This is a genomic window from Streptococcus oralis, assembly GCF_003943395.1.
GTDB lineage: Bacteria > Bacillota > Bacilli > Lactobacillales > Streptococcaceae > Streptococcus > Streptococcus oralis_BF.
The window spans coordinates 50,127-71,726 of sequence record NZ_RJPJ01000009.1 but is presented as its reverse complement, the minus strand read 5'-3'; the positions used below and the strand labels follow the sequence as shown (position 1 = coordinate 71,726).

Sequence of the window (21,600 nt, the reverse complement as noted above, 5' to 3'; positions counted from 1 at the left end):
TTTTCATCTGAAATGATTTCTATTTTAAGACGAAAAAAACACTGATCATTCAGTGCTTTTTGATTGAATTACTGCCCCCTGCCGGAATCGAACCAGCAACTACTCCTTAGGAGGGAGTTGTTATATCCATTGAACTAAGGGAGCTAGATAAAAACTCTGCTAAATAAGCAGAGTTTTTTAGTCGAATTAACGACGGATTTCTTTGATACGAGCTGCTTTACCTTGAAGAGCACGCAAGTAGTACAATTTCGCACGACGTACTTTACCGTAACGAACAACTTCGATCTTTTCAACACGTGGAGTGTGGATTGGGAAGATACGCTCAACACCTACACCGTTAGAGATTTTACGAACTGTGTAGTTTTCTGAGATACCAGCACCTTTACGTGCGATAACAACACCTTCAAAAATCTGGATACGTTCACGGTTACCTTCGACAACTTTCGCATGTACACGAACAGTGTCACCAGGACGGAATGATGGGATATCAGTACGAAGTTGACCTTCAGTCAAGCTTTGGATTAATGGATTCATTTTATTCTCCTATCTTTGTCAATCTTGAGGAACCTTCCTCAGCGGATAAACTGTATTTTTGTGCGTCCATTACACACAAGATACAGTTTACCAAATTTCCACCTAAAAGTAAAGAAATTTATAGCAGAATTCCTAAAAAAATCGCTAGAAAACCGCCTATGTAAGTTAAGAGAAAATAGCTATAAAATACCTTCTTGTCACTTAATAGTCTTTGTAGCTCATCATTCAAGGTTGAAAAGGTCGTTAACCCTCCACAAAAACCTGTCGCTAGGATAGCATAGACTTCCTTAGACTCCACATGATTGTAGAGTAGGCCAATTAAAAAACATCCTATAAGATTGGCAATGAGAGTTCCCAATGGCAATTTAAAAGCTTGATTATAGCGGGAAAAGAAATAACGCACAAGGGCTCCGAACCCGCAGGCGATTGCAAGATAAACGATTACCATTTCTTCCTCCCTAGAACATAAGCCAAGAGCAGACCTCCTCCAATACTCAAAAGCAGATAAATGATTAAGCTAAGATAACGCCCGGTATCAAGCAGTTTCACGGCATCAAGCATTAGACTAGAAAAGGTTGTTAAACCTCCACAAAAGCCTGTACCCAGAGCCAAAACCAAACCTTTACTGCTTCCCTTATAGACCAGATAGCCTTTTACCAGATAAACCAAGCAGAAAATTCCCAGATAATTGACAAGGAGGGTTCCCCAAGGAAATTCAGGACTGGCTGGCAACTGACTAGATACAAAATAGCGGACAAGGCCACCTGACATAGCAGCTAAAAAAATCCCTAGCGGATAGAATTGTTCTTTTTTCATTTGATGTTTTGATCCTGATAATCACGCGAACGTTTGAGAATTTCTGAAAAAGTCGCAACAATGGTTTCTTGATAGCGCTTATCTTCTACTCGATTTTTGACTTTTTCAAAAATAACTTCTTCTCTCTTAGTATCTAAGATTGGCTTACCAGATGCTTTCTTATAAGCAACAACCCCTTCAACTAAGTGCATCCGTTCTTCTAGGAGCTTGACGATTTGGTCGTCGATTTGATCAATTTCTTGCCGAATAATATCTAAATCCATAGTGTCTCCTCCTTTATTTGAATTATTGTATCAAAAACCCTCTAAATAGGCTAGTAAAATCCAAAAAAATTAATAAAAAAACGCACTGACTCCTTCCAGTCAGCGCAGTTTGATTCTTATCCTACTTTTGCAGCCAATTCTTCTGCGAATTGTTCCAAGCGTTCGATGTCTTCTTCTTCAGCAGAAAGATCCACTTTAACACACTCTGAACCTTTTTCTGCTCCTGTCGCTACAAAAACACGATCAAAGTCATCGACAGCCTTACAGAATTCGTCGTAGAAGGTGTCACCTGAACCGACCACTCCGTAGATTTTGCCATTCAAGTTGAGATCAGCTAGGTCTTCGTAGAAGTCCATCATCTCATCTGGCAATTCTCCATCGCCATAAGTATAGGTCGCAACGATTGCGATGTCCGCTTCCAAGAAGTCTGAAGCGTCAACAGTCGTACATTCATCAACATCGACATCCAAGCCCAAGTCACGCAATTTATCTGCTACAATATCTGCAATTTCTTCGGTATTACCGGTCATACTGGCAAATACAATTTTTGCTAATGCCATATCGTCCTCCTCAATTTATCTTTCTCCATTATATCATATCTTTTTCATTTTAAAAATAAAAATTCTTGTGCTACAATGAAATGAGAAAGAATTGAGGTTATTTATGGAAATTTGCCAGCAAATTTTAGAGAAAATCAAAGAATACAATACCATTATCATTCACCGTCATATGAAACCAGACCCTGATGCCTTGGGAAGTCAGGTAGGCTTGAAAGCCTTGCTCAATCACCATTTTCCAGAAAAGACCATCAAAGCTGTCGGCTATAATGAACCAACTTTGACTTGGATGGCAGAAATGGATACTGTCCAAGACAGTGACTACCAAGGAGCTCTTGTCATTGTCTGTGATACAGCCAATACTGCTCGTATCGATGATAAGCGTTATCATCAAGGTGACTTTCTGATTAAGATTGACCACCATCCTAATGATGATGTATACGGTGACTTGTCTTGGGTCGATACTGACTCAAGCAGTGCTAGTGAAATGATTGCCTTATTTGCAGAAAATACTCAACTAAACCTGTCAGATCAAGCTGCTGAACTCCTATTTGCAGGTATCGTTGGGGATACAGGGCGTTTCCTTTATCCTTCTACCACTGCCCGAACCCTTCGTATCGCTTCTTCCTTGAGAGAGCATAACTTTGACTTTGCAAGTTTGACACGCAAGATGGATACCATTAGCTATAAGATTGCAAAACTTCAAGGCTACATCTACGACCATCTAGAAGTTGATGAAAACGGGGCTGCTCGCGTTCTTCTCAGCCAAGAAATCTTGACACAGTACAATGTTACCGACGCTGAAACCGCAGCGATTGTCGGTGCCCCAGGAAGAATCGACAGTGTCAGCCTCTGGGGAATTTTTGTCGAGCAAGCTGATGGACATTACCGTGTTCGTCTACGTAGTAAAATCCATCCAATCAATCAAGTTGCCAAGGAACATGACGGCGGTGGACACCCTCTAGCAAGTGGTGCTAATTCCTATAGTTTAGAAGAAAATGAAGTTATCTACCAAAAACTAAAAAACTTGCTTAAAAGTAAATAAAAGACTTGCCAAAATTAGGAGAATCTGATAGACTAGTAAGGTAACAATCTATGGCTCGCAAAGAGACCATGGCAGAAAGGAAATATTGCAAAATGAAAAAAGATATCCATCCAGAATATCGCCCAGTTGTCTTCATGGACACAACTACTGGTTACAAATTCCTTAGCGGTTCAACAAAACGCTCTAACGAAACTGTTGAGTTCGAAGGCGAAACTTACCCATTGATCCGTGTGGAAATTTCATCAGACTCACACCCATTCTACACTGGACGTCAAAAGTTCACTCAAGCAGATGGACGTGTGGATCGTTTCAACAAAAAATACGGTCTCAAATAATCAACCGCATTTATTGCTTAAAAACGTTGATACAAAGCCTTTTCCAAGAAATTGGAATTGGCTTTTTTTGTTTTTAGTACCGTTTTTGGTACCGTCTTGGAAAACTAACCTTTTGCACTATCCAGATAATCTACAAATTTTGTGATAGCTTTCTTCTCTCCTGCTACTGTAGAACGGATATAGGTGTTCAGGGGCATCTGACTACTTGCATGCCCTAATCTTTTGGCTGCATTCACAGGATCAACACCCGTTTTAATCGTCAAGGTAGCATGAGTATGTCTGAAGCCATGAGGAGTTATCTTCTTCAAGCCATGTTTCCTGATAATGCGCTTCAGTACACTATTGATATAGTCCTGATATAAAGGACTCTCTACCCATGCCTCCCAGACATAATGATAAGGAGAGCCTTCTGCTCCTGATTTGTTAATCAGGAAAGGAATAAAACCTTGCTTTTCATCAGCTATAAATTCAACCAAAACAGGGTTGAAGCCTTTTTTTCTTGATTAAAATCTATATCTAGTATATAATCAATCTATAACGTATATATTGGAGATATATCATGGCTATAAATTTATCGAAACAATACAATTTTGAACTGAATAAAGCCACTATGGAGCAAGCTAGAGCCATTATCAAGGAAAAGGGGATGACAATGACAGATGCTATTTCTTTATTTGTGGAGCAAATAGTCCTGGAGCAAGATTTGCCTATTAAGACGGCCGAAGATCTACATAGAGAACAGTTGATTGAAGAATTACAAGCCCAATCTGAACGTGCCTTGAGAGAATACGAGGCAGGCGAAGGAACTTCCCTAGACGATATGAGGGTACGCTATGGCTTATAAAGTGATTGCTTCAAAAGAGGTCGAGGAAGCTATCGACAATATACACGACTATATAGCTACGGTACTTCTATCCCCTCAATCTGCCAAAAATACTGTGGCTAAAATTTTAGACAGCTTAAAAAGTTTAGAAATCTTTCCTGAAGCAGGTTTTGACGCTGATGAGAAAATCGGAGTAAAGATTAACAGCAAGTATCCCACACGAGGAAAAATTATTGACCAATATATTTTACTTTACTTCATTGACCAAAATCGAAACACTGTTTTTTTATCTCACCTATTCCACACTAAAAGTGACTATGTTACTTTGTTACAAAAAGTCAATAAAAAAAGCCAAACTGATTGAGACAACTTTCTTAATTTTATAAGCTCCGAAACCTTAATTTTTGGTACCATCTTGGTTTAATAATACGGTATCAAATAATTATAAAAGAATCTGAGACAAAATAGTTCTCAGATTCTTTTTTCTTGATTAAATAGCTTCTGTGACAAAACTACGGCTTTCTAGCACCTTGAGCATGGCATTAGCTGTATCTAGGGCTGTAAAGAGTGGCACACCGTGTTCAATGGCTGAACGACGAATTTGCTCACCATCTTCGTCAGCAGTTCGTTTGGTTCCAACAGTATTGATAATCGCTTGAATTTTCCCTTTGCGAACAAAGCTTGGGATATCCTGTTCATCGTCACCAATCTTACCAACAGGTTGGGCTTGAAGTCCATGACTAGCAAAGAAGGCTGCTGTCCCTTCTGTCGCAAGGATACCATAACCGATATTTTGGAAACGACGAGCCAAGGCCAAGGCTTCATCTTTGGCATCATCTGCGATGGTAAAGACTACATTTCCAAAGGTTGGCAAGTGTAGGTAAGAAGCTTCAAAGGCTTTATAGAGGGCTTTTTCTAGAGTTGTATCAGAACCCATGACTTCCCCTGTTGACTTCATTTCAGGACCTAACAAGCTGTCTACCTTAGCTAGTTTCGTAAAGGAGAAGACTGGCGCCTTGATATGAACGCGAGTGCTTTCTGGATAAAGGCCATCTTGGTAGCCAAGTTCTTCAAGGCTTTGCCCAAGAATGAGCTTAGTTGCTACCTGTGCCATAGGGATATTGGTTACCTTAGAAAGGAATGGAACCGTACGACTTGCACGAGGGTTTACTTCAATGACGTATACTTTCTCATCCTTGATAACAAACTGAATGTTCATCATACCAAGACAGTTAAGACCGATTGCTAGGCGTTTGGTGTAGTCTGCGATTGTTTTCTGCACCTTTTGAGACAAGGTTTGTGGAGGGTAAACGGCCATTGAGTCACCTGAGTGAACACCAGCACGTTCGATATGCTCCATGATACCAGGGATGAGGACATTTTCCCCATCTGAGATGGCATCAACTTCACACTCTTGCCCAACGATGTAAGAATCAACAAGGACTGGGTGGTCTGGACTGGCCTTAACAGCGGTACGCATGTAAGAACGAAGATCTTCTTCGTTTTCAACGATTTCCATGGCACGTCCACCCAAGACATAAGATGGACGAACGAGGACTGGGAAACCAATTTTGCGAGCTGCAAGCACAGCTTCTTCTTCATTAGTTGCTGTTTGTCCTGGTGGCTGTGGAATATCTAAGTCTTTCAGAGCTTGCTCAAAGAGGTCACGGTCTTCGGCACGGTCTAGGTCAGCAACTTGTGTACCAAGAATGGTCACACCTGCTTTTGCCAAGGGCTCTGCAAGGTTGATAGCTGTTTGACCACCAAACTGAACAATAACGCCTTTTGGTTGCTCCAAGTCGATAACATTCATGACATCTTCAAAAGTTAATGGCTCAAAGTAGAGCTTGTCAGATACAGAGAAGTCCGTAGAAACGGTCTCTGGGTTTGAGTTCATGATGATCGCTTCATAGCCAGCTGCTTGGATAGCCTTAACAGAGTGAACTGTTGCGTAGTCAAACTCAACCCCTTGACCGATACGGATTGGACCTGAACCTAAGACTAGGACGGATTCCTTATCCGACTTGATAGACTCATTTTCCCATCCATAGGTTGAATAGAAGTATGGTGTTTCAGAGTCGAATTCTGCCGCACAGGTATCGACCATCTTATAGACTGGAACAATCTTATTTTCCAAACGTAGTTGGCGAACTTGGTCAGCTGTCGTTTCCCAGAGTTCAGCAATCTTACGGTCTGAAAATCCATTGAGTTTAGCTGTTTTCAAGACTTCTAGATCTTGTGGATGGGCACCCAATTCTTGCTCAATTTCAAAGATGTGCAAGAGTTTATCCAGATAGAAGATATCAATCTTGGTCAATTCAGCAATTTCTTCTGGTGTGTAGCCACGGCGAATGGCTTCTGATACGTAGAAGAGACGGTCATCTTGGGCTTTCACAACTTTTTCAATCAAGGCATCATCCGAAACAGATGCAAGTTCAGGCATTTCATTGTGGTGAACGCCAATTTCAAGTGAACGACAGGCTTTTAGAAGAGATTCCTCGATGTTACGACCAATGGCCATGACTTCTCCAGTCGCTTTCATCTGAGTTCCAAGACGACGCTCACCTTTTTCAAACTTGTCAAATGGGAAACGCGGAATCTTGGCAACGACATAGTCAAGGGCTGGTTCAAACATGGCATAGGTTGAACCTGTAACTGGGTTGATGACCTCATCTAGGGTCAAACCAACGGCAATCTTGGCAGCTAATTTGGCAATCGGATAACCCGTCGCCTTAGATGCAAGGGCTGAAGAACGCGATACACGAGGGTTTACCTCGATGACGTAATACTTAAAGCTATGCGGATCAAGGGCCAGCTGAACGTTACACCCACCTTCAATTTTGAGGGCACGAATAATGCTCAAACTCGCGTCACGTAGCATTTGGTTTTCATAGTCTGACATGGTTTGCGCAGGGGCAAATACAATGGAATCCCCTGTGTGAATCCCAACAGGATCAAAGTTTTCCATGTTACAAACCACAAGGGCATTGTCAGCTGAGTCACGCATGACTTCGTATTCGATTTCCTTGAAACCTGCAATGGAACGCTCAATCAAACATTGGGTAACAGGTGACAGTTTCAACCCATTTTCAGCGATTTCACGCAATTCTTCCTCGTTGGCACACATACCACCACCAGTACCACCAAGTGTGAAAGCTGGACGAACGATAACTGGGTAGCCGATTGATGCCGCAAAGGAAACAGCTTCTTCCACTGTGTTGACAATTTCAGATTCAGGGATTGGTTGCTCAAGCTCTTCCATTAATTGTTTAAAGAGGTTACGGTCCTCAGCTTGGTCAATGGCAGACAATTTAGTACCCAGAAGTTCGACACCAAGCTCATCTAAGATACCATTTTTAGACAATTCCATGGCCATATTGAGCCCTGTTTGCCCACCAAGAGTTGGAAGCAAAGCATCCGGACGTTCCTTACGGAGAATACGTGTCACAAACTCAAGTGTAATCGGTTCAATATAAACCTTGTCTGCAATCTCCTTATCCGTCATGATGGTTGCAGGGTTTGAGTTCACCAAGACAACCTCATAACCTTCCTCTTTCAAAGACAAGCAAGCCTGGGTTCCAGCGTAGTCAAACTCAGCAGCCTGACCAATAATAATCGGACCAGAACCAATCACCATAATTTTTTGAATATCAGTACGTTTAGGCATTTATAAGATATTAAGGGCGTCAAGCGGACAAAGCTAAAATAGGAGTTATGACGAAGAACTATCAGTTCTAGAAATAACTATCTTTTTAGCGCCGTCCGTAGCCCGTATTCAGTTTAGCAAATACGGACCACCCTTCTCCTTTCTATTCGGCAACTCTCAGGTTGTCATTAAATAAATTCTCCGACGATTTTTAGCGAAACGATATTTTTCGGTAAAAAATCTAGTGCAGGGAGTTTTTAGTTCGCCTAATAGCGACTAAAAGAAACGACCTGCCTTTCTATTCGTCGCCTCACAGAGCGACATTAAATAAGATACAAAGGACGAATAGAAAGCGATTGAATTTTAGGAAACCAAGGAAGGATTGACAATCCAAGTTGGTTTCTCTAAATTCCGAGCTTTCCGTCCGTGTTCAGTTACATAAATTCTCCGATGATTTTTCAATAATAAATCAAGTGTAAAAATTTTCAGCATCTCATTGCTCAACTAAAAGAAAGGACTTGCCTTTTTGTTCGACAAGTCTCTGACAGAGTTTATTATATCAGCGATTAGCAGATTTAAACGACTCCATCATTTCGATAAATTCATCAAAGAGATAGCTTGCATCGTGCGGTCCTGGAGCTGCATCTGGGTGGAATTGCACAGAGAAACCTGGTTGGTATCTGTGACGCACACCCTCAACTGACTTGTCATTGATTTCTTCGTGGGTAATAATCAAATGCTCTGGCAAATCCTCACGGCTAACTGCATAACCATGGTTCTGGCTAGTAAAGTCTACTCGGCCTGTTGCAATTTCACGCACCGCGTGGTTAAATCCACGGTGACCAAACTTCATCTTGTAGGTCTTAGCACCATTTGCCATAGCAAAAAGTTGATGTCCCATACAGATACCAAAGATTGGAATCTTCCCTTGCACACCACGAATCATATCCAGTGCCTGAGGAACATCTTCTGGATTTCCTGGACCGTTTGACAACATGACTCCGTCAGGATGGAGATGGAGAATCTCTTCTGCTGTTGTTGTGTATGGAACAACGGTCACATTACAGTTACGCTTAGATAGTTCGCGTAAGATGGAGTGTTTAAGTCCAAAGTCTACCAATACGACACTCAATCCAACTCCAGGAGCAGGATAAGCTGTCTTAGTAGAGACTTGCTTGATATTATCTGTCGGTAGAACTGTCGCTTGGAGCTGGTCTATGATATGGTCCATCGTATCACCAACATGCGTAAGGGTTGCACGCATGGTACCATGCTTACGGATAATTTTTGTCAAAGCCCGGGTATCAATTCCTGAGATACCTGGGATTTTCTTGGCTTTCAAGAATTCATCCAAGGTCATTTGATTGCGCCAGTTGCTGGCTCTACGCGCTTCTTCAAAAACTACTACTCCCTTGCAGGTAGGAGTGATTGACTCGTAGTCGTCACGGTTAATTCCATAATTTCCCACCAAAGGATAGGTAAAGGTTAAGATTTGTCCATTGTAAGACTGGTCAGTAATGGATTCTTGGTAACCAGTCATCCCTGTGTTAAAGACGATTTCCCCTGTTACATCAATATCTGCTCCGAAGGCCTTGCCTTCAAATACTGTACCATCTTCTAATACTAGAAGTCGTTTTTTCATCTACTCACCTCTCGTTGATGCTCTCAGACATCTTTTAACGCTTTGTGCCTTATTTTGCTTTTCTATAGGCCAACACAGATTCTAAAATTGCCATTCTGACAAAGACACCGTTGGTCATTTGCTGAACAATACGTGATTTCGGTGCTTCTACCAAGTGATCAGCGATTTCCACATCACGATTGACTGGAGCTGGGTGCATAAGGATTGCTTTTTCTTTCAAGCGGTCATAGCGTTCTTGTGTCAAACCATGCTGGTTATGATAGTCTTCTTTTGAAAATCCTGTCACAATTTCATGACGTTCATGCTGCACACGAAGAAACATCATAACATCTACTTGATCAATCACCTCATCAATTGATACAAAGCGACCGTAATGTTCAAACTCCTCACTTCTCCATTCCTCAGGACCTGCAAAGTAAAGCTCCGCTCCCAAGCGTTTAAGGATTTGCATATTAGACTTAGCTACCCGTGAGTGGTTGAGGTCGCCAGCGATAGCCACCTTAAGACCTTCAAAATGTCCAAATTCTTCATAAATTGTCATCAAATCAAGCAAACTTTGACTAGGGTGTTGCCCTGAACCGTCCCCACCATTGATAATCGAAGTTGTGATGGTCGGGCTAGCAATCAATTCTCTGTAGTAGTCCACCTCTGGGTGACGAATGACACAGGCATCCACTCCTAGTGCAGAAAGCGTCAAGATCGTGTCATAGAGTGTTTCACCCTTATTCACTGAACTGGTCTTTACATCGAAATCCAAAAGATCAAGTCCAAGTTTCAGTTCTGCTACCTCAAAGGATTTGTGGGTACGAGTTGAACTTTCAAAGAAAAGGTTGGAAACGATATGCTGTTCCTCATAAGAAGCACTCGCTCCGTTTTTAAATTCGATTCCTCGTTTGATCAATTTCATTACTTGTTCTACAGTAAGATCTTCCATTGAAACGACATGTTGCAAAGCTTGTTGATTTTCTGACATTTTTTTACTCCTTTTAGTGTTTTAGGCTTGTTCTGTGATTAGTACTCTGTCTTGTCCATCTAGTTCTGTCATCTCTACGATGATTTCTTCAGAACGACTGGTTGGGATGTTTTTTCCAACATAGTCCGGACGGATTGGAAGTTCTCTATGACCACGATCAACCAAGACTGCCAAACTCACACGAGCAGGGCGACCATGGCTAACAATATTGTCAATAGCAGCTCGGATAGTCCGACCAGTGTAGAGTACATCGTCCACCAAGATGACTTCCCGATCTGTCACATCAACAGAGATTACAGAGGTATCTTCTCCACTTTTGACATCGTCACGGAAAGGCTTGGTATCCAGTTCTACCACTGGAACTGAAAGAGATTCTAACTGTTCCAAACGTTCTTGGATACGGCGAGCGATAAAGACACCTCGCGTTTTAATACCAGCCAAAACGATTTTATTCAAATCTTTGTTTCGCTCAATAATCTCGTAGGTAATCCGAGTAATCGCTCGTTTGACGGTCAATTCGTCTACAACTTCTTTTGTCCTCATGACAAACCTCCAAAAAGAAAAGTCTCCTTAACAAGGAGACTTCAGAATGTATAGCCAAGCCAGCTCTACTGTAAAGAGTATAGACTTCTGCTATCTATTGATCCGACTCCTTGCCTGCCTCACGGGACAGGTTTAAAGGAATATTTTATTGTTATTACTATATCACAAAGAAAGGATCAATGCAAGAAAAAAACAAAAAATTTTTATCTTATAACGAACTAAAATCATATAATTGGGGATAGTGATCGCATTCTGGGTTCTTTGGATGACAGATAGCCCGTCCAAAGTAAATCATGGCTTGATGGGCTGCCAACCATTTCTCTGGTGGCAGAATATCCATGACACGTTTTTCTACTTCAAGTGGCGTAGCTGATTTTTTGACGATATCGTGATGTTTGCAGATACGTTCAACATGGGTATCCACTGCAAAGGCTGGAATTCCAAAGCCCACACTCATGACTACGTTAGCTGTTTTGCGTCCAACACCTGCTAGACTTTCTAATTCCTCGCGAGTCTGAGGAACCTGACCATCAAAATCGTCTAGTAACTGTTGGGCACATTTTTTGAGAAACTTGGCCTTGTTTCGATAAAGTCCCAGACGAGAAATGTGTGAAGCAATTTCACTTTCAGTCGCTACGGACATGGCTTGAGGCGTTGGAAAAGCTGCAAAGAGGGCTGGCGTAGCCTTGTTGACAGCAGCATCTGTCGTCTGAGCTGACAACATGACCGCAACCAAGAGTTCAAAATGATTGCGAAAATCAAGGCTGGGTTTGGCGTCTGGGAAGAGGGCAATGATTTCTTCTAGCACCTTTCGCGCTCGTTTTTTTGACAAAACCATTATTCGTCTCCGTCAAATAGTCCTTGCAAGCCTGCAAATGGACTGTTTTCTTCTTTCTTGACTGCTTGTTGGGCTTGGTATTCTTCCTCAGTCATGATTTGCCAGTCATTTCCAGACACAAAACCTTGGCCAGCTTCTTCTTCTGCCGTTAAGACCTTGATTGGAATGTTTAGCAAGATATTATCGGAAACGCTCTCAGCAAGGTCGATTTCCCCATTTTCGATAGGCAAGACCAAGTCATCGTCTAAAACTTCTTGATCCAGTTGGTTGGTTGCTCCTTCCATGAAGAGCTCTGTCACTGGATATGACTCAGCCAATTCAACTGGCTCCATACTGCGACTGGAAGCAAGAACGATGGTATAAGATAACTGATAATCTAGGAAATACATACGGTCTTCATACTGCACCTTTCCCACTGCAAGGATATCTTTGACATCTAAAATTTCTTGATTTCGTTTACGCAAGTCTGCTGCCAGGTCTAAAGCTTGTTCAAAATTCAGGCCTTCAGGCTGCTTACGAATTTCTTGAATGTTTAACTTCATATTTCCTCCATAAAGATGTACTCACTTGATTATACCATGAAAAGGCTACAAGTCAGCCTTCCAAACTTTGATATTAAAATCTCATTTTTTAACATATTTACTATGACAAACTTTCCTATTAGTGCTATACTATAGGCAAGAATACATAAGAGCAAGGAGGATGCTCACATGGAAGACAAAGCACTCATCACTGAAGCTTACCAACTCCTTTCCGAGTTAAATAAAAGCTACCAAAGCTGCAAACAAGGAACAGCCGATGATCTTCGACTGCAAGAGCTGCTGAACACTACTCTTAAGGAACTAAAAAAAGCAGAAAAGCTGGACAACAGTATCTTAATCGACCTTGAGAAATTTTACCAACGTACCAGTCTTCTGATTGGACTGGGTAGCCTAAAACTAAACGATCAAGCTCGTGCTGCTTGGCGCAACTATGACAAGTTCCACTACGAACATGTCAAACACGTATTGACTCTCTATGGACCTGTTTTTGGATTTTAGATTTTAGAATTTTGGATTTTCTATTGACAAAATTTCCTTAAAGGTATAGGATAGAGGTACTAATACTCGGAGGTAAGGGAGACATGAACAACTAAGTCTATCAAATAAAGAAACTTTATTTAGTAGATCTTGTTTTTGTCTCTTTTTGTGTGCTCTTTTTGTACTGGATTTTCTGGTACTTTATCCTCATTGAAAATCAAAAAACTAGAAAGCTATGCTCCTCTTGGGTTGGGTTAGTCAGCTCCAAGCTAGTTTGACGAGCTTTTCAACGAGGATAATAGAGTTTTTGACAGTGACTTTGGGCTCTACTAGGTAAAGTAGAGCTTTTTGTTATGCACTATGGACATTCTAGAAAGGGCAACAATATGATAAAAATCAATCACCTGACCATCACGCAAAACAAAGATCTACGAGATCTTGTATCTGACCTAACCATGACTATCCAAGACGGGGAAAAGGTTGCTATTATCGGCGAAGAGGGAAACGGCAAATCGACCTTACTACGAGCTTTAATGGGGGAAGCATTACCTGATTTTACTATCAAGGGCGATATCCATTCTGATTGTCAATCACTGGCCTACATTCCTCAAAAGCTAGCTGAGGACCTGAAAAAAAGATCTCTTCACGACTACTTCTTTTTGGATTCTGCTGATTTAGACTACAGCATTCTTTATCGTTTGGCGGAGGAGTTGCACTTTGATAGCGACCGTTTTGCCAGCGACCAAGAAATTGGCAGTCTATCAGGGGGCGAAGCTTTGAAAATTCAGCTCATCCACGAGTTAGCAAAGCCTTTTGAGATTCTATTTTTAGATGAACCTTCAAATGACCTAGACCTTGAAACGGTTGATTGGCTAAAAAGTCAGATTCAAAAGATTAGGCAAACTGTTATTTTCATTTCCCATGATGAAGACTTTCTTTCTCATACGGCAGATACTATTGTCCACTTGCGACTGGTCAAGCATCGGAAAGAAGCGGAAACGCTTGTAGAGCATTTAGACTATGATCGCTACAGTGAGCAGAGAAAGGCTAGTTTTGCCAGACAAAGCCAGCAAGCTGCTAACGACCAGAGAGCCTATGATAAAACCATGGAAAAGCATCGCCGAGTCAAACAAAATGTAGAAACTGCCTTACGTAACACTAAAAATGATGTTGCCGGTCGCCTATTGGCTAAAAAGATGAAAAATGTTCTCTCTCAAGAAAAACGCTTTGAAAAGGAAGCTCAGTCCATGACCCAAAAGCCACTTGAAGAAGAACAAATCCAACTCTTCTTCTCAGATATCCAACCATTATCGGCTTCTAAAGTCTTAATCCAACTGGAAAAGGAAAATTTATCCATTGGCGAGCGCGTTTTAGCTCAGGAGTTACAACTAACTGTCCGTGGTCAAGATAAAATTGGTATCATCGGCCCAAATGGTGTTGGAAAATCAACTCTGTTAGCCAAGTTTCAGCAACAACTAAGCGCCAAAAGAGAGGTTTCGTTTGGTTTTATGCCACAAGATTACCATAAAAAACTGCAATTAGATTTATCCCCAGTAGAATACCTCAGCCAAACTGGACAAAAAGAGGAACTACAGAAAATCCAATCTCACTTAGCCAGTCTCAATTTCAGCTATCCAGAAATGCAGCACCAAATTCGCTCCTTATCTGGTGGTCAACAGGGCAAACTCCTACTTTTGGATTTAGTGTTACGCAAACCAAACTTTCTCCTTCTGGATGAGCCTACACGAAATTTTTCTCCTACTTCTCAACCTGAAATCAGAAAACTCTTTGCCTCTTATCCTGGTGGTCTGATCACTGTTTCGCATGACAGACGCTTCTTAAAAGAGGTCTGTACGAGTATCTATTGTTTGACAGAAAATGGTTTGGAAGTTGTTGCTTTACAAGATTTATAAATGTTGAACATAGCAAAAATCCAGAGAGACTTCTCTGGATTTTTTTACATACGTCTTTCTTAGGAGCATTGATATAAAGAGCGCTGCTGGCATCATCTACGTGACAGATTATGCTCTGGCTTTTGTTTAAATTGTATAAGCTAGAAATCATTCTTTACTATCTTACAGCTCAAAGCATTCTAATGTAGCATTATCTCATATACAAAAAGCAAAATGCAACCAGATTATTGAGGACATGTAAAAGAATGGAATTCCATAGGTTGTCAGAAGTCTTATACCTTATCCCAAATGCAAATCCCATACCTAAATAGGTGATAAAGCTAGGAATAGTATAGGGACCATGCAGATAAGCAAAAAGAAGCGATGTGGCAAACAAGGCAAAATATGTATTCTTAAATACTATCCCCTGTAACATACCTCGCATAAAGATTTCTTCCGTGACAGGTGCCAAAACACAGAGATCCACAAAAAGTACAGACCATGAAAGTGATAAACTTTGCACAGCTTGAGTTGTCTCTGATTGGGTAGGGCCTAAAAAATTGACCAAAATATAAAACAGAAAAAGCAAGGTGTATGAAAGAAAACATTTAAAAATATCTTTTAGGTAGATTTTCCGAATGTGAAATAAGTCATACTTTTTTCCTACATATAAAAATATTGCAAGTTCAACAAGGGTAAAAAGGATTGATAACGTTAATGAATTTGTTCGCATGATTTTCTCTGCTATACTCAAATGAATCGGCATAAAAATCAAAATCAAGAAAAACGTCATCCAGCGCTTATACATCATTCACCTCAATTATATAGAATTACATATATTATACTATTTTTTGGTAAGATAACAAGTTAAAAGCGAAATACTAAAAGCAAAAATCCAGAGACGACCTCTGGATTTTTTTACATTTGTTTCAAGCGTTCGATTCGCTCTGAGATAGGTGGGTGGGTATAAAAGAGTTTTTGTAGTCCGCCACCTTTCTTAGGATCATTGATATAAAGAGCGCTGCTGGCATCGTCAACATGGTGATGCATCGGCTCACTATTGTCCAACTTGCGCAGCGCATTGATCATCCCTTGAGGATTGCGGGTCAGCTCCACACTAGATGCATCCGCCAAAAATTCCCTCTGACGGGAAATAGCTAGTTGCACCAAGGTTGCAGCGAGAGGTGCCAGAACAATGGCTAAGAGAGAGATGACAAGCATGATAATCTCTAAACCATTTCCATCACGATCGTCGTCACTTCGTCTGCGACCTGCACCTCCCCACCACATCATACGACCTGCCATACTAGACAGAAGGGTAATGGCACTGGCAAGGGCAACAGCAATGGTCGAAATGCGGATATCGTAGTTTCGGATATGGCTGACCTCATGACCCATAACAGCTTCTAGCTCCTCACGATTCATGATAGCCAGAAGACCCGAAGTGGCTGCGACTGCTGCATTCTGCGGATTCGAACCTGTTGCAAAGGCATTTAAAGAAGAATCCTCAATGATGAAAACACGTGGCATGGGAATCTGAGCGACCATAGCCATATCCTCCACTACATGGTAGAGGTCTGGTGCTGTTTGTTCATCAACCTCACGCGCCCCATTCATAGACATGACAATCTCTGTCGATTGAAAGATCATGGTCAGAGCGTAGATAAGACCAATAATCAAGGCAATAATCATACCACCAAGACCTGAACGCATGAAGAGATAGCCAACAGCATAACCAACCAAGGCCAAGAGTAGGAAGAAAACCAGCAACAAAATCCAGGTTTTTCGTTTATTGCTCGCAATTTGATCAAACAACATCTTAGTCACCTAAACCGCTAAAGTCAACTTTAGGAACTGCCTTTTCCTCGTCTGGTGTTTGAAGGAAGTCTGCAGCTTTAAAGCTAAATAGTCCCGCGATGATATTACTTGGGAAGCTTTCAAGTTTTACATTGTAGTTGCTGACAACACTGTTGTAGAGTTGGCGTGAGTAAGAAATTTTATTTTCTGTATTAGTCAACTCTTCTTGCAATTTGATAAAGTTAGCACTAGCTTTCAAGTCTGGGTAATTCTCTGCTACCGCAAAGATACCAGAAATCTGGCGAGTAAGAGCATCACTGGCCTTCATAGCTTCTGCCGGCGAAGTTGCTGCGGCTACTTGTCTACGAAGTTCTGTTACTTTTTCCAAGGTAGAACCTTCATATTTCGCATAGCCTTTGACTGTTTCAATCAAGTTTGGGAGGAGATCATTACGACGCTTCAACTGAACATCTATCTGGCTCCAAGCCTCCTTGGTCTGCATACGATTTTTAACCAAACCGTTATAGCTAACAATCACAAAAATAACAATCAGAGCCAAAACTCCAAGAATAATCCAAGTCATAATCTTATTCCTTTCTGCTTTTAGATTAATACCAGTATATCAAAATTTTAATGAATATGGTAAAATAAGATGATACTAGAGAAGGAAAAAACTATGAAACCAGAAACATTTTACAGCCTACTAGCTGAGCAAAATCTTCCACTTTCTGACCAGCAAAAAAAGCAGTTTGAACGGTATTTTGAACTCTTGGTCGAGTGGAATGAAAAGATTAATTTGACGGCTATTACAGACAAGGAAGAAGTTTATCTCAAACATTTTTATGATTCGATTGCTCCCATCCTGCAGGGTTTGATTTCAAATGAAACTATCAAACTTCTTGATATCGGGGCTGGGGCAGGATTTCCAAGTCTGCCCATGAAAATTCTCTATCCTCAGCTGGATGTGACCATCATTGATTCGCTAAATAAGCGCATCAACTTCCTTCAGCTTTTGGCTCAGGAGCTGGAGCTGGATGGTGTTCACTTCTACCATGGTCGTGCAGAAGACTTTGCCCAAGACAAAAACTTTCGTGCCCAGTTTGATATGGTGACGGCTCGCGCAGTTGCTCGCATGCAGGTCTTGTCTGAACTGACCATTCCCTACCTTAAAGTCGGTGGAAAACTATTGGCACTCAAGGCCAGCAATGCGCCCGAGGAATTACTAGAAGCCAAAAATGCCCTCAACCTCCTCTTTAGTAAGGTAGAGGACAACCTCAGCTATGCCCTGCCAAATGGAGATTCGCGCTACATCACGGTGGTAGAAAAGAAAAAGGAGACGCCTAACAAGTACCCAAGAAAGGCTGGCATGCCCAACAAACGCCCGCTTTAATCCTATCAATAGCGCGCCCTTGTTTAAAGTTCAGAAAACAATTTACAAAATCAACCTCGCTTTCTTATTTCTAGGCTCGGGAAAAATTCGTTTACAAAATTAACCTCGCTCTTGCATTTCTAGGCTCGGGAAAAAATGATTTACAAAATCATTTTTTTCTGCTATACTATCCTAAGCAAAGGTTTTTAATGTCATCCTGTGAGGTGACGAAGACGCGGATATATATGAAGTTCTTTAAGAATGGAATAATCTATTTTAAAGAAGTCTTACTCTGAGAGCCTATTGCTGTAAAATAATGGGCTCTTTTTTGATGCCCAAAAGTGAGGTTTTTATGAAACAGGAATCAACTGTTGATTTGTTACTAGACGTTGACCAACGTCCTTCAGCTGGAAAAGGCATTCTCCTCAGCTTCCAGCACGTTTTCGCCATGTTCGGTGCGACCATCTTGGTACCATTGATTTTGGGAATGCCTGTATCTGTTGCCCTTTTTGCTTCAGGCGTTGGGACACTCATCTACATGATTTCGACTGGCTTTAAGGTTCCAGTTTATCTAGGTTCTTCATTCGCCTTTATCACGGCTATGTCTTTAGCCATGAAAGAAATGGGTGGTGACGTCTCTGCTGCTCAAACTGGGGTTATCCTGACTGGTTTAGTTTATGTCCTTGTAGCAGCAAGTGTTCGTTTTGCAGGTACAAAATGGATTGATAAACTCTTGCCACCAATCATTATCGGTCCTATGATCATCGTTATCGGTCTCGGACTTGCAGGTTCAGCAGTTACTAACGCTGGACTTGTAGCAGATGGAAATTGGAAAAATGCTCTTGTAGCTGTTGTTACGTTCTTGATTGCCGCCTTTATCAATACAAAAGGAAAAGGCTTCCTTCGTATTATTCCTTTCCTCTTTGCCATTATCGGTGGTTACATCTTCGCTATGATGCTTGGTTTGGTTGACTTTACCCCAGTCCTAGAAGCTAACTGGTTTGAAATCCCTGGTTTCTACTTACCATTTAGTACAGGCGGAGCCTTCAAAGAGTATAACCTCTACTTCGGTCCTGAAACAATCGCCATCTTGCCAATCGCTATCGTGACCATTTCAGAACACATCGGTGACCATACCGTCTTAAGCCAAATCTGTGGCCGTCAGTTCCTGAAAGAACCAGGTCTTCACCGTACACTTCTCGGTGACGGTATCGCGACATCTGTATCTGCCTTCCTCGGTGGACCAGCTAATACGACTTACGGTGAAAATACAGGGGTTATCGGGATGACTCGTATCGCTTCTGTATCTGTTATCCGTAACGCAGCCTTTATCGCCATTGCTCTTAGCTTCCTAGGTAAATTCACTGCCTTGATTTCAACCATTCCAAATGCTGTGCTCGGTGGCATGTCCATCCTTCTCTACGGAGTTATCGCCAGCAACGGTCTAAAAGTTTTGATTAAGGAACGTGTTGACTTCAGTCAAATGCGTAACCTCATCATTGCTAGTGCTATGTTGGTTCTTGGACTTGGTGGAGCCATCCTCAAAGTAGGACCAGTTACCCTTTCAGGTACTGCCCTATCAGCTATGACAGGTATCATCTTAAACTTGATCTTACCATACGAAAATAAAGACTAGTCATCTATACACACAAAATCCACTCAGTTGAGTGGATTTTTCTGATTCTTACCTTCCCCAGGCAATCAAGAGATACATGAGGCTAGAACCAAACATGTCTGCCAGAGCATGCATGAGGAAAAATGGCAAAAGATTTTTAACCTTATACTTGTATAGAAAATAATAGAATAAACCATAAACTACACCAATAACCAGTGCCCACACCAATCCTTGATAAGTGTGAAAAGAAATCCGAATGAGGGTAGAATAAAACAAAACCCGCCACTTGTGCTTTTCTTTCACTGAGATCAACAACCCTAGAAAGAAAAACTCTTCATAGAAGCCATTCAGCAAGGCATAGGCAATTGCCATCGGACTAAGCGCTAGGAACTTCCGTATAACTTCCATGGGATCTATGTGGGCAAAAAGGGCTGGATTAAAGTAATTGTATTCACCAGTTAGTGTCGTCACCAAGTCTCCAAACAATCCCATAATGGCAAATATAAAAGGAACCCAAAAGAGAAGGGACCAGGTCCAACGAATAGGAAGTTGTTTGAAATCATAATTCCGAATCAAAAGGTAAAGCAAGGCCAAGGTCAGAAGTATCACTTGCAAGGTGAAGTTGCTGGAATAGGCTGCTCCTTCGCCGACAGTATCACTTGCCGTATTCATTGTAGTTGACAAACCTGTCGGAAACATACTTGCTAAAAAGAGCTCCGTTGAACGAATGATAAACAGGCCAAACATTAGAACTGTGATAATCAAAATGTCAAACCATCTCAAGTAGCGCAGGGGCTTAGTTGGGTGAATGCTTTGTAAAATTTTCATATCTCCTCCTTCTAGCAGTTAAAGATTGGTTTATTGTAAGAAAAGAAACTTAAAATTTTATAAAATTCCACTCCCATTCCTTATCCTTGATCAGTATTTCGATAGGATATTCAAAACAACCACTTTTTACGAGTAACTAGTTTCTCATTCAACCTTCCGTTTGTTTTCTATCAACAAATCTTTCAAAGAAATGATGGTTACTGCAAGTAAAATCATGGCCATACCGACAAAATCAATCGCATAGAATTGTTCCTTCATAATCAGAAAGGCAAAGAAAACGGCTGAAATTGGCTCTATGGAAGCCAATAAACTAGACTTAACTGGTCCTATCAGACTAGCTCCCTTTAGAAAAGCTGTATAGGCAAAGACCGTGCCAATGATGATAATGCAAACAAATGCAAAAAGAAAATTCAAGCTGGTCGGTATGCTGGCCTGCAAAACTCCTGTGAAGGGAAGAGCCACAACACCAGAAATAACCATGCCCACACCAATCACCAAAATACTTCCCCACTTCTTAATCAAAGTAATAGGAAGAATGATATAAAGGGCATAGGTCAAGGCAGAAAAGAGTCCCCAGAAAAGACCGGCAGGTGTGACAGACAACTGGTCAAGTTCCCCATGCGTCGCGATAAGAAAAGTTCCTCCAATTGCTAAACCAATCGAAATAATCTCAGCCAGAGTAGGCGCCACCTTGTCCTTGATACAGGTATAAATCAAGATCCCAACAGGACATACATACTGGAGAACCGTAGCCGTTCCAGCATTGGTTTCCTGAATGGCAGAAAGATAGGCAAACTGGTTTAAGAAAAGTCCAAACAAGGCAAACAACAGCAGAGATAAAAGGCTTTTTCTGTCTTTTAAAAAAGCAAAGAGTTTATCCTTTGCATTCGCATAGGTTAAAAACACCAGAGCTAATCCTGCAATGATAAGTCGCAGATTGGTCAAGACTAGAGCGGAAATCCCATGTGCCATCAGGTATTGGCCACTGGTTCCAGACAAGCCCCAAGCAATCCCTGCCACTACTGTATATAGAGTTCCTTTTACGGTTTTTGACATGCTTTCTCC

At 41.3% G+C, this 21,600-nt stretch carries 24 protein-coding genes, 1 tRNA gene and 2 pseudogenes; 8 read left to right on the top strand and 19 right to left on the bottom strand.

What is annotated here, in order from left to right; all coding sequences use genetic code 11:
* Window positions 1–72 precede the first annotated feature (72 nt).
* The 6 genes from D8802_RS07825 to D8802_RS07800 all read right to left on the bottom strand — a co-directional run bounded on the left by D8802_RS07825 (window position 73) and on the right by D8802_RS07800 (window position 2,173).
* Window positions 73–144: transfer RNA gene (locus D8802_RS07825), tRNA-Arg, on the bottom strand.
* 42 nt (window positions 145–186) lie between these two features.
* Window positions 187–534 (bottom strand): 50S ribosomal protein L19, encoded by a 348-nt coding sequence (gene rplS, locus D8802_RS07820; protein WP_001068669.1) that lies wholly within the window; start codon window positions 532–534, stop codon window positions 187–189.
* A gap of 118 nt (window positions 535–652) precedes the next feature.
* A complete protein-coding gene (gene crcB / locus D8802_RS07815; RefSeq protein WP_125395423.1) occupies window positions 653–982 on the bottom strand; it encodes a fluoride efflux transporter CrcB in 330 nt (109 codons plus the stop codon).
* Window positions 976–1,350, bottom strand: coding sequence for a fluoride efflux transporter CrcB (gene crcB, locus D8802_RS07810; protein ID WP_125395422.1), 375 nt, complete (start codon window positions 1,348–1,350; stop codon window positions 976–978). Before crcB (D8802_RS07810) ends, crcB (D8802_RS07815) begins: the two co-directional genes overlap by 7 nt.
* Window positions 1,347–1,613: a chorismate mutase gene (locus tag D8802_RS07805; RefSeq protein WP_125395421.1), complete on the bottom strand. Its 267-nt coding sequence runs from the start codon at window positions 1,611–1,613 to the stop codon at window positions 1,347–1,349. Before D8802_RS07805 ends, crcB (D8802_RS07810) begins: the two co-directional genes overlap by 4 nt.
* Before the next feature lie 116 nt (window positions 1,614–1,729).
* Window positions 1,730–2,173, bottom strand: a complete 444-nt coding sequence (locus D8802_RS07800; protein ID WP_001162125.1) for a flavodoxin — start codon at window positions 2,171–2,173, stop codon at window positions 1,730–1,732.
* 103 nt (window positions 2,174–2,276) lie between these two features.
* On the opposite strand from D8802_RS07800, the gene D8802_RS07795 reads away from it, so the two are divergent.
* A complete protein-coding gene (locus D8802_RS07795; protein WP_125395420.1) occupies window positions 2,277–3,215 on the top strand; it encodes a DHH family phosphoesterase in 939 nt (312 codons plus the stop codon).
* A 92-nt stretch (window positions 3,216–3,307) separates the two neighbouring features.
* Complete coding sequence (locus D8802_RS07790) at window positions 3,308–3,550, top strand: type B 50S ribosomal protein L31 (RefSeq protein ID WP_000710762.1); 243 nt, start codon at window positions 3,308–3,310, stop codon at window positions 3,548–3,550.
* 104 nt (window positions 3,551–3,654) lie between these two features.
* On the opposite strand, the pseudogene D8802_RS07785 reads toward D8802_RS07790, so the two are convergent.
* Window positions 3,655–3,915 (bottom strand): annotated as a pseudogene (locus tag D8802_RS07785) (tyrosine-type recombinase/integrase); the annotation flags it as partial.
* Between the two features lie 194 nt (window positions 3,916–4,109).
* Between D8802_RS07785 and relB the strand changes: the two are divergent.
* Both relB and D8802_RS07770 read left to right on the top strand, forming a co-directional pair.
* Window positions 4,110–4,394, top strand: a complete 285-nt coding sequence (relB, locus tag D8802_RS07775; protein WP_125395419.1) for a type II toxin-antitoxin system RelB/ParD family antitoxin — start codon at window positions 4,110–4,112, stop codon at window positions 4,392–4,394.
* Complete coding sequence (locus D8802_RS07770; RefSeq protein WP_125395418.1) at window positions 4,384–4,737, top strand: type II toxin-antitoxin system RelE/ParE family toxin; 354 nt, start codon at window positions 4,384–4,386, stop codon at window positions 4,735–4,737. The genes relB and D8802_RS07770 overlap by 11 nt, the downstream gene beginning before the upstream one ends.
* Window positions 4,738–4,863: 126 nt before the next feature.
* Here the strand turns inward: D8802_RS07770 and carB are convergent, their stop codons facing one another.
* The 6 genes from carB to D8802_RS07740 form a co-directional block, all read right to left on the bottom strand.
* Window positions 4,864–8,040 (bottom strand): carbamoyl-phosphate synthase large subunit, encoded by a 3,177-nt coding sequence (carB, locus tag D8802_RS07765; protein ID WP_125395417.1) that lies wholly within the window; start codon window positions 8,038–8,040, stop codon window positions 4,864–4,866.
* Window positions 8,041–8,578: 538 nt separating this feature from the next.
* Window positions 8,579–9,661 carry a carbamoyl phosphate synthase small subunit gene (locus D8802_RS07760; protein WP_000746720.1) on the bottom strand — a complete coding sequence of 361 codons (1,083 nt, stop codon included), beginning with the start codon at window positions 9,659–9,661 and terminating at the stop codon, window positions 8,579–8,581.
* A 49-nt stretch (window positions 9,662–9,710) separates the two neighbouring features.
* Window positions 9,711–10,634, bottom strand: a complete 924-nt coding sequence (locus tag D8802_RS07755; protein WP_001293859.1) for an aspartate carbamoyltransferase catalytic subunit — start codon at window positions 10,632–10,634, stop codon at window positions 9,711–9,713.
* Between the two features lie 21 nt (window positions 10,635–10,655).
* A complete protein-coding gene (gene pyrR, locus D8802_RS07750; protein WP_001259298.1) occupies window positions 10,656–11,177 on the bottom strand; it encodes a bifunctional pyr operon transcriptional regulator/uracil phosphoribosyltransferase PyrR in 522 nt (173 codons plus the stop codon).
* A 208-nt stretch (window positions 11,178–11,385) separates the two neighbouring features.
* A complete protein-coding gene (gene nth, locus D8802_RS07745) occupies window positions 11,386–12,015 on the bottom strand; it encodes an endonuclease III (RefSeq protein ID WP_125395416.1) in 630 nt (209 codons plus the stop codon).
* Window positions 12,015–12,557 carry a YceD family protein gene (locus tag D8802_RS07740; protein WP_125395415.1) on the bottom strand — a complete coding sequence of 181 codons (543 nt, stop codon included), beginning with the start codon at window positions 12,555–12,557 and terminating at the stop codon, window positions 12,015–12,017. The genes nth and D8802_RS07740 overlap by 1 nt, the downstream gene beginning before the upstream one ends.
* 168 nt (window positions 12,558–12,725) lie before the next feature.
* Between D8802_RS07740 and D8802_RS07735 the strand changes: the two genes are divergently transcribed.
* Entirely contained in the window at window positions 12,726–13,055 is a 330-nt protein-coding gene (locus tag D8802_RS07735; RefSeq protein WP_125395414.1) for a helicase BlpT, read from the top strand.
* 332 nt (window positions 13,056–13,387) lie between these two features.
* On the top strand, window positions 13,388–14,947 hold the full coding sequence (locus D8802_RS07730) for an ATP-binding cassette domain-containing protein (protein WP_125395413.1): 1,560 nt from the start codon (window positions 13,388–13,390) through the stop codon (window positions 14,945–14,947).
* A 55-nt stretch (window positions 14,948–15,002) separates the two neighbouring features.
* On the opposite strand, the pseudogene D8802_RS10355 reads toward D8802_RS07730, so the two are convergent.
* The 4 genes and pseudogenes from D8802_RS10355 to D8802_RS07715 form a co-directional block, all read right to left on the bottom strand.
* Window positions 15,003–15,098: pseudogene (locus tag D8802_RS10355) on the bottom strand (zinc metalloprotease HtpX); the annotation flags it as partial.
* A gap of 39 nt (window positions 15,099–15,137) precedes the next feature.
* Window positions 15,138–15,737, bottom strand: coding sequence for a CPBP family intramembrane glutamic endopeptidase (locus D8802_RS07725; protein ID WP_260468410.1), 600 nt, complete (start codon window positions 15,735–15,737; stop codon window positions 15,138–15,140).
* A 107-nt stretch (window positions 15,738–15,844) separates the two neighbouring features.
* The gene (gene htpX, locus D8802_RS07720; RefSeq protein WP_125395412.1) at window positions 15,845–16,744 is read right to left on the bottom strand and encodes a zinc metalloprotease HtpX; all 900 of its coding nucleotides are present in this window, start codon (window positions 16,742–16,744) and stop codon (window positions 15,845–15,847) included.
* A gap of 1 nt (window position 16,745) precedes the next feature.
* Window positions 16,746–17,306 (bottom strand): LemA family protein, encoded by a 561-nt coding sequence (locus D8802_RS07715; RefSeq protein WP_125395411.1) that lies wholly within the window; start codon window positions 17,304–17,306, stop codon window positions 16,746–16,748.
* A 93-nt stretch (window positions 17,307–17,399) separates the two neighbouring features.
* On the opposite strand from D8802_RS07715, the gene rsmG reads away from it, so the two are divergent.
* Together rsmG and D8802_RS07705 are read left to right on the top strand one after the other, a co-directional pair.
* Window positions 17,400–18,113 (top strand): 16S rRNA (guanine(527)-N(7))-methyltransferase RsmG, encoded by a 714-nt coding sequence (gene rsmG / locus D8802_RS07710; protein WP_125395410.1) that lies wholly within the window; start codon window positions 17,400–17,402, stop codon window positions 18,111–18,113.
* A gap of 331 nt (window positions 18,114–18,444) precedes the next feature.
* Window positions 18,445–19,728, top strand: a complete 1,284-nt coding sequence (locus tag D8802_RS07705; protein ID WP_185758217.1) for a uracil-xanthine permease family protein — start codon at window positions 18,445–18,447, stop codon at window positions 19,726–19,728.
* Between the two features lie 48 nt (window positions 19,729–19,776).
* Here D8802_RS07705 and D8802_RS07700 read toward each other — a convergent pair whose 3' ends face one another.
* Both D8802_RS07700 and D8802_RS07695 read right to left on the bottom strand, forming a co-directional pair.
* Window positions 19,777–20,535: a CPBP family intramembrane glutamic endopeptidase gene (locus D8802_RS07700; RefSeq protein WP_125395408.1), complete on the bottom strand. Its 759-nt coding sequence runs from the start codon at window positions 20,533–20,535 to the stop codon at window positions 19,777–19,779.
* A gap of 144 nt (window positions 20,536–20,679) precedes the next feature.
* Entirely contained in the window at window positions 20,680–21,591 is a 912-nt protein-coding gene (locus D8802_RS07695; protein ID WP_125395407.1) for a DMT family transporter, read from the bottom strand.
* Window positions 21,592–21,600: the final 9 nt, after the last annotated feature.

Excerpts from the sequence above, each read along its gene's own strand:
- rplS (WP_001068669.1), bottom strand. The coding sequence starts at position 534 with ATGAATCCATTAATCCAAAGCTTGACTGAAGGTCAACTTCGTACTGAT.
- crcB (WP_125395423.1), bottom strand. The coding sequence starts at position 982 with ATGGTAATCGTTTATCTTGCAATCGCCTGCGGGTTCGGAGCCCTTGTG.
- crcB (WP_125395422.1), bottom strand. The coding sequence starts at position 1,350 with ATGAAAAAAGAACAATTCTATCCGCTAGGGATTTTTTTAGCTGCTATG.
- D8802_RS07805 (WP_125395421.1), bottom strand. The coding sequence starts at position 1,613 with ATGGATTTAGATATTATTCGGCAAGAAATTGATCAAATCGACGACCAA.
- D8802_RS07800 (WP_001162125.1), bottom strand. The coding sequence starts at position 2,173 with ATGGCATTAGCAAAAATTGTATTTGCCAGTATGACCGGTAATACCGAA.
- D8802_RS07795 (WP_125395420.1), top strand. The coding sequence starts at position 2,277 with ATGGAAATTTGCCAGCAAATTTTAGAGAAAATCAAAGAATACAATACC.
- D8802_RS07790 (WP_000710762.1), top strand. The coding sequence starts at position 3,308 with ATGAAAAAAGATATCCATCCAGAATATCGCCCAGTTGTCTTCATGGAC.
- relB (WP_125395419.1), top strand. The coding sequence starts at position 4,110 with ATGGCTATAAATTTATCGAAACAATACAATTTTGAACTGAATAAAGCC.
- D8802_RS07770 (WP_125395418.1), top strand. The coding sequence starts at position 4,384 with ATGGCTTATAAAGTGATTGCTTCAAAAGAGGTCGAGGAAGCTATCGAC.
- carB (WP_125395417.1), bottom strand. The coding sequence starts at position 8,040 with ATGCCTAAACGTACTGATATTCAAAAAATTATGGTGATTGGTTCTGGT.
- D8802_RS07760 (WP_000746720.1), bottom strand. The coding sequence starts at position 9,661 with ATGAAAAAACGACTTCTAGTATTAGAAGATGGTACAGTATTTGAAGGC.
- D8802_RS07755 (WP_001293859.1), bottom strand. The coding sequence starts at position 10,634 with ATGTCAGAAAATCAACAAGCTTTGCAACATGTCGTTTCAATGGAAGAT.
- pyrR (WP_001259298.1), bottom strand. The coding sequence starts at position 11,177 with ATGAGGACAAAAGAAGTTGTAGACGAATTGACCGTCAAACGAGCGATT.
- nth (WP_125395416.1), bottom strand. The coding sequence starts at position 12,015 with ATGGTTTTGTCAAAAAAACGAGCGCGAAAGGTGCTAGAAGAAATCATT.
- D8802_RS07740 (WP_125395415.1), bottom strand. The coding sequence starts at position 12,557 with ATGAAGTTAAACATTCAAGAAATTCGTAAGCAGCCTGAAGGCCTGAAT.
- D8802_RS07735 (WP_125395414.1), top strand. The coding sequence starts at position 12,726 with ATGGAAGACAAAGCACTCATCACTGAAGCTTACCAACTCCTTTCCGAG.
- D8802_RS07730 (WP_125395413.1), top strand. The coding sequence starts at position 13,388 with ATGCACTATGGACATTCTAGAAAGGGCAACAATATGATAAAAATCAAT.
- D8802_RS07725 (WP_260468410.1), bottom strand. The coding sequence starts at position 15,737 with ATGATGTATAAGCGCTGGATGACGTTTTTCTTGATTTTGATTTTTATG.
- htpX (WP_125395412.1), bottom strand. The coding sequence starts at position 16,744 with ATGTTGTTTGATCAAATTGCGAGCAATAAACGAAAAACCTGGATTTTG.
- D8802_RS07715 (WP_125395411.1), bottom strand. The coding sequence starts at position 17,306 with ATGACTTGGATTATTCTTGGAGTTTTGGCTCTGATTGTTATTTTTGTG.
- rsmG (WP_125395410.1), top strand. The coding sequence starts at position 17,400 with ATGAAACCAGAAACATTTTACAGCCTACTAGCTGAGCAAAATCTTCCA.
- D8802_RS07705 (WP_185758217.1), top strand. The coding sequence starts at position 18,445 with ATGAAACAGGAATCAACTGTTGATTTGTTACTAGACGTTGACCAACGT.
- D8802_RS07700 (WP_125395408.1), bottom strand. The coding sequence starts at position 20,535 with ATGAAAATTTTACAAAGCATTCACCCAACTAAGCCCCTGCGCTACTTG.
- D8802_RS07695 (WP_125395407.1), bottom strand. The coding sequence starts at position 21,591 with ATGTCAAAAACCGTAAAAGGAACTCTATATACAGTAGTGGCAGGGATT.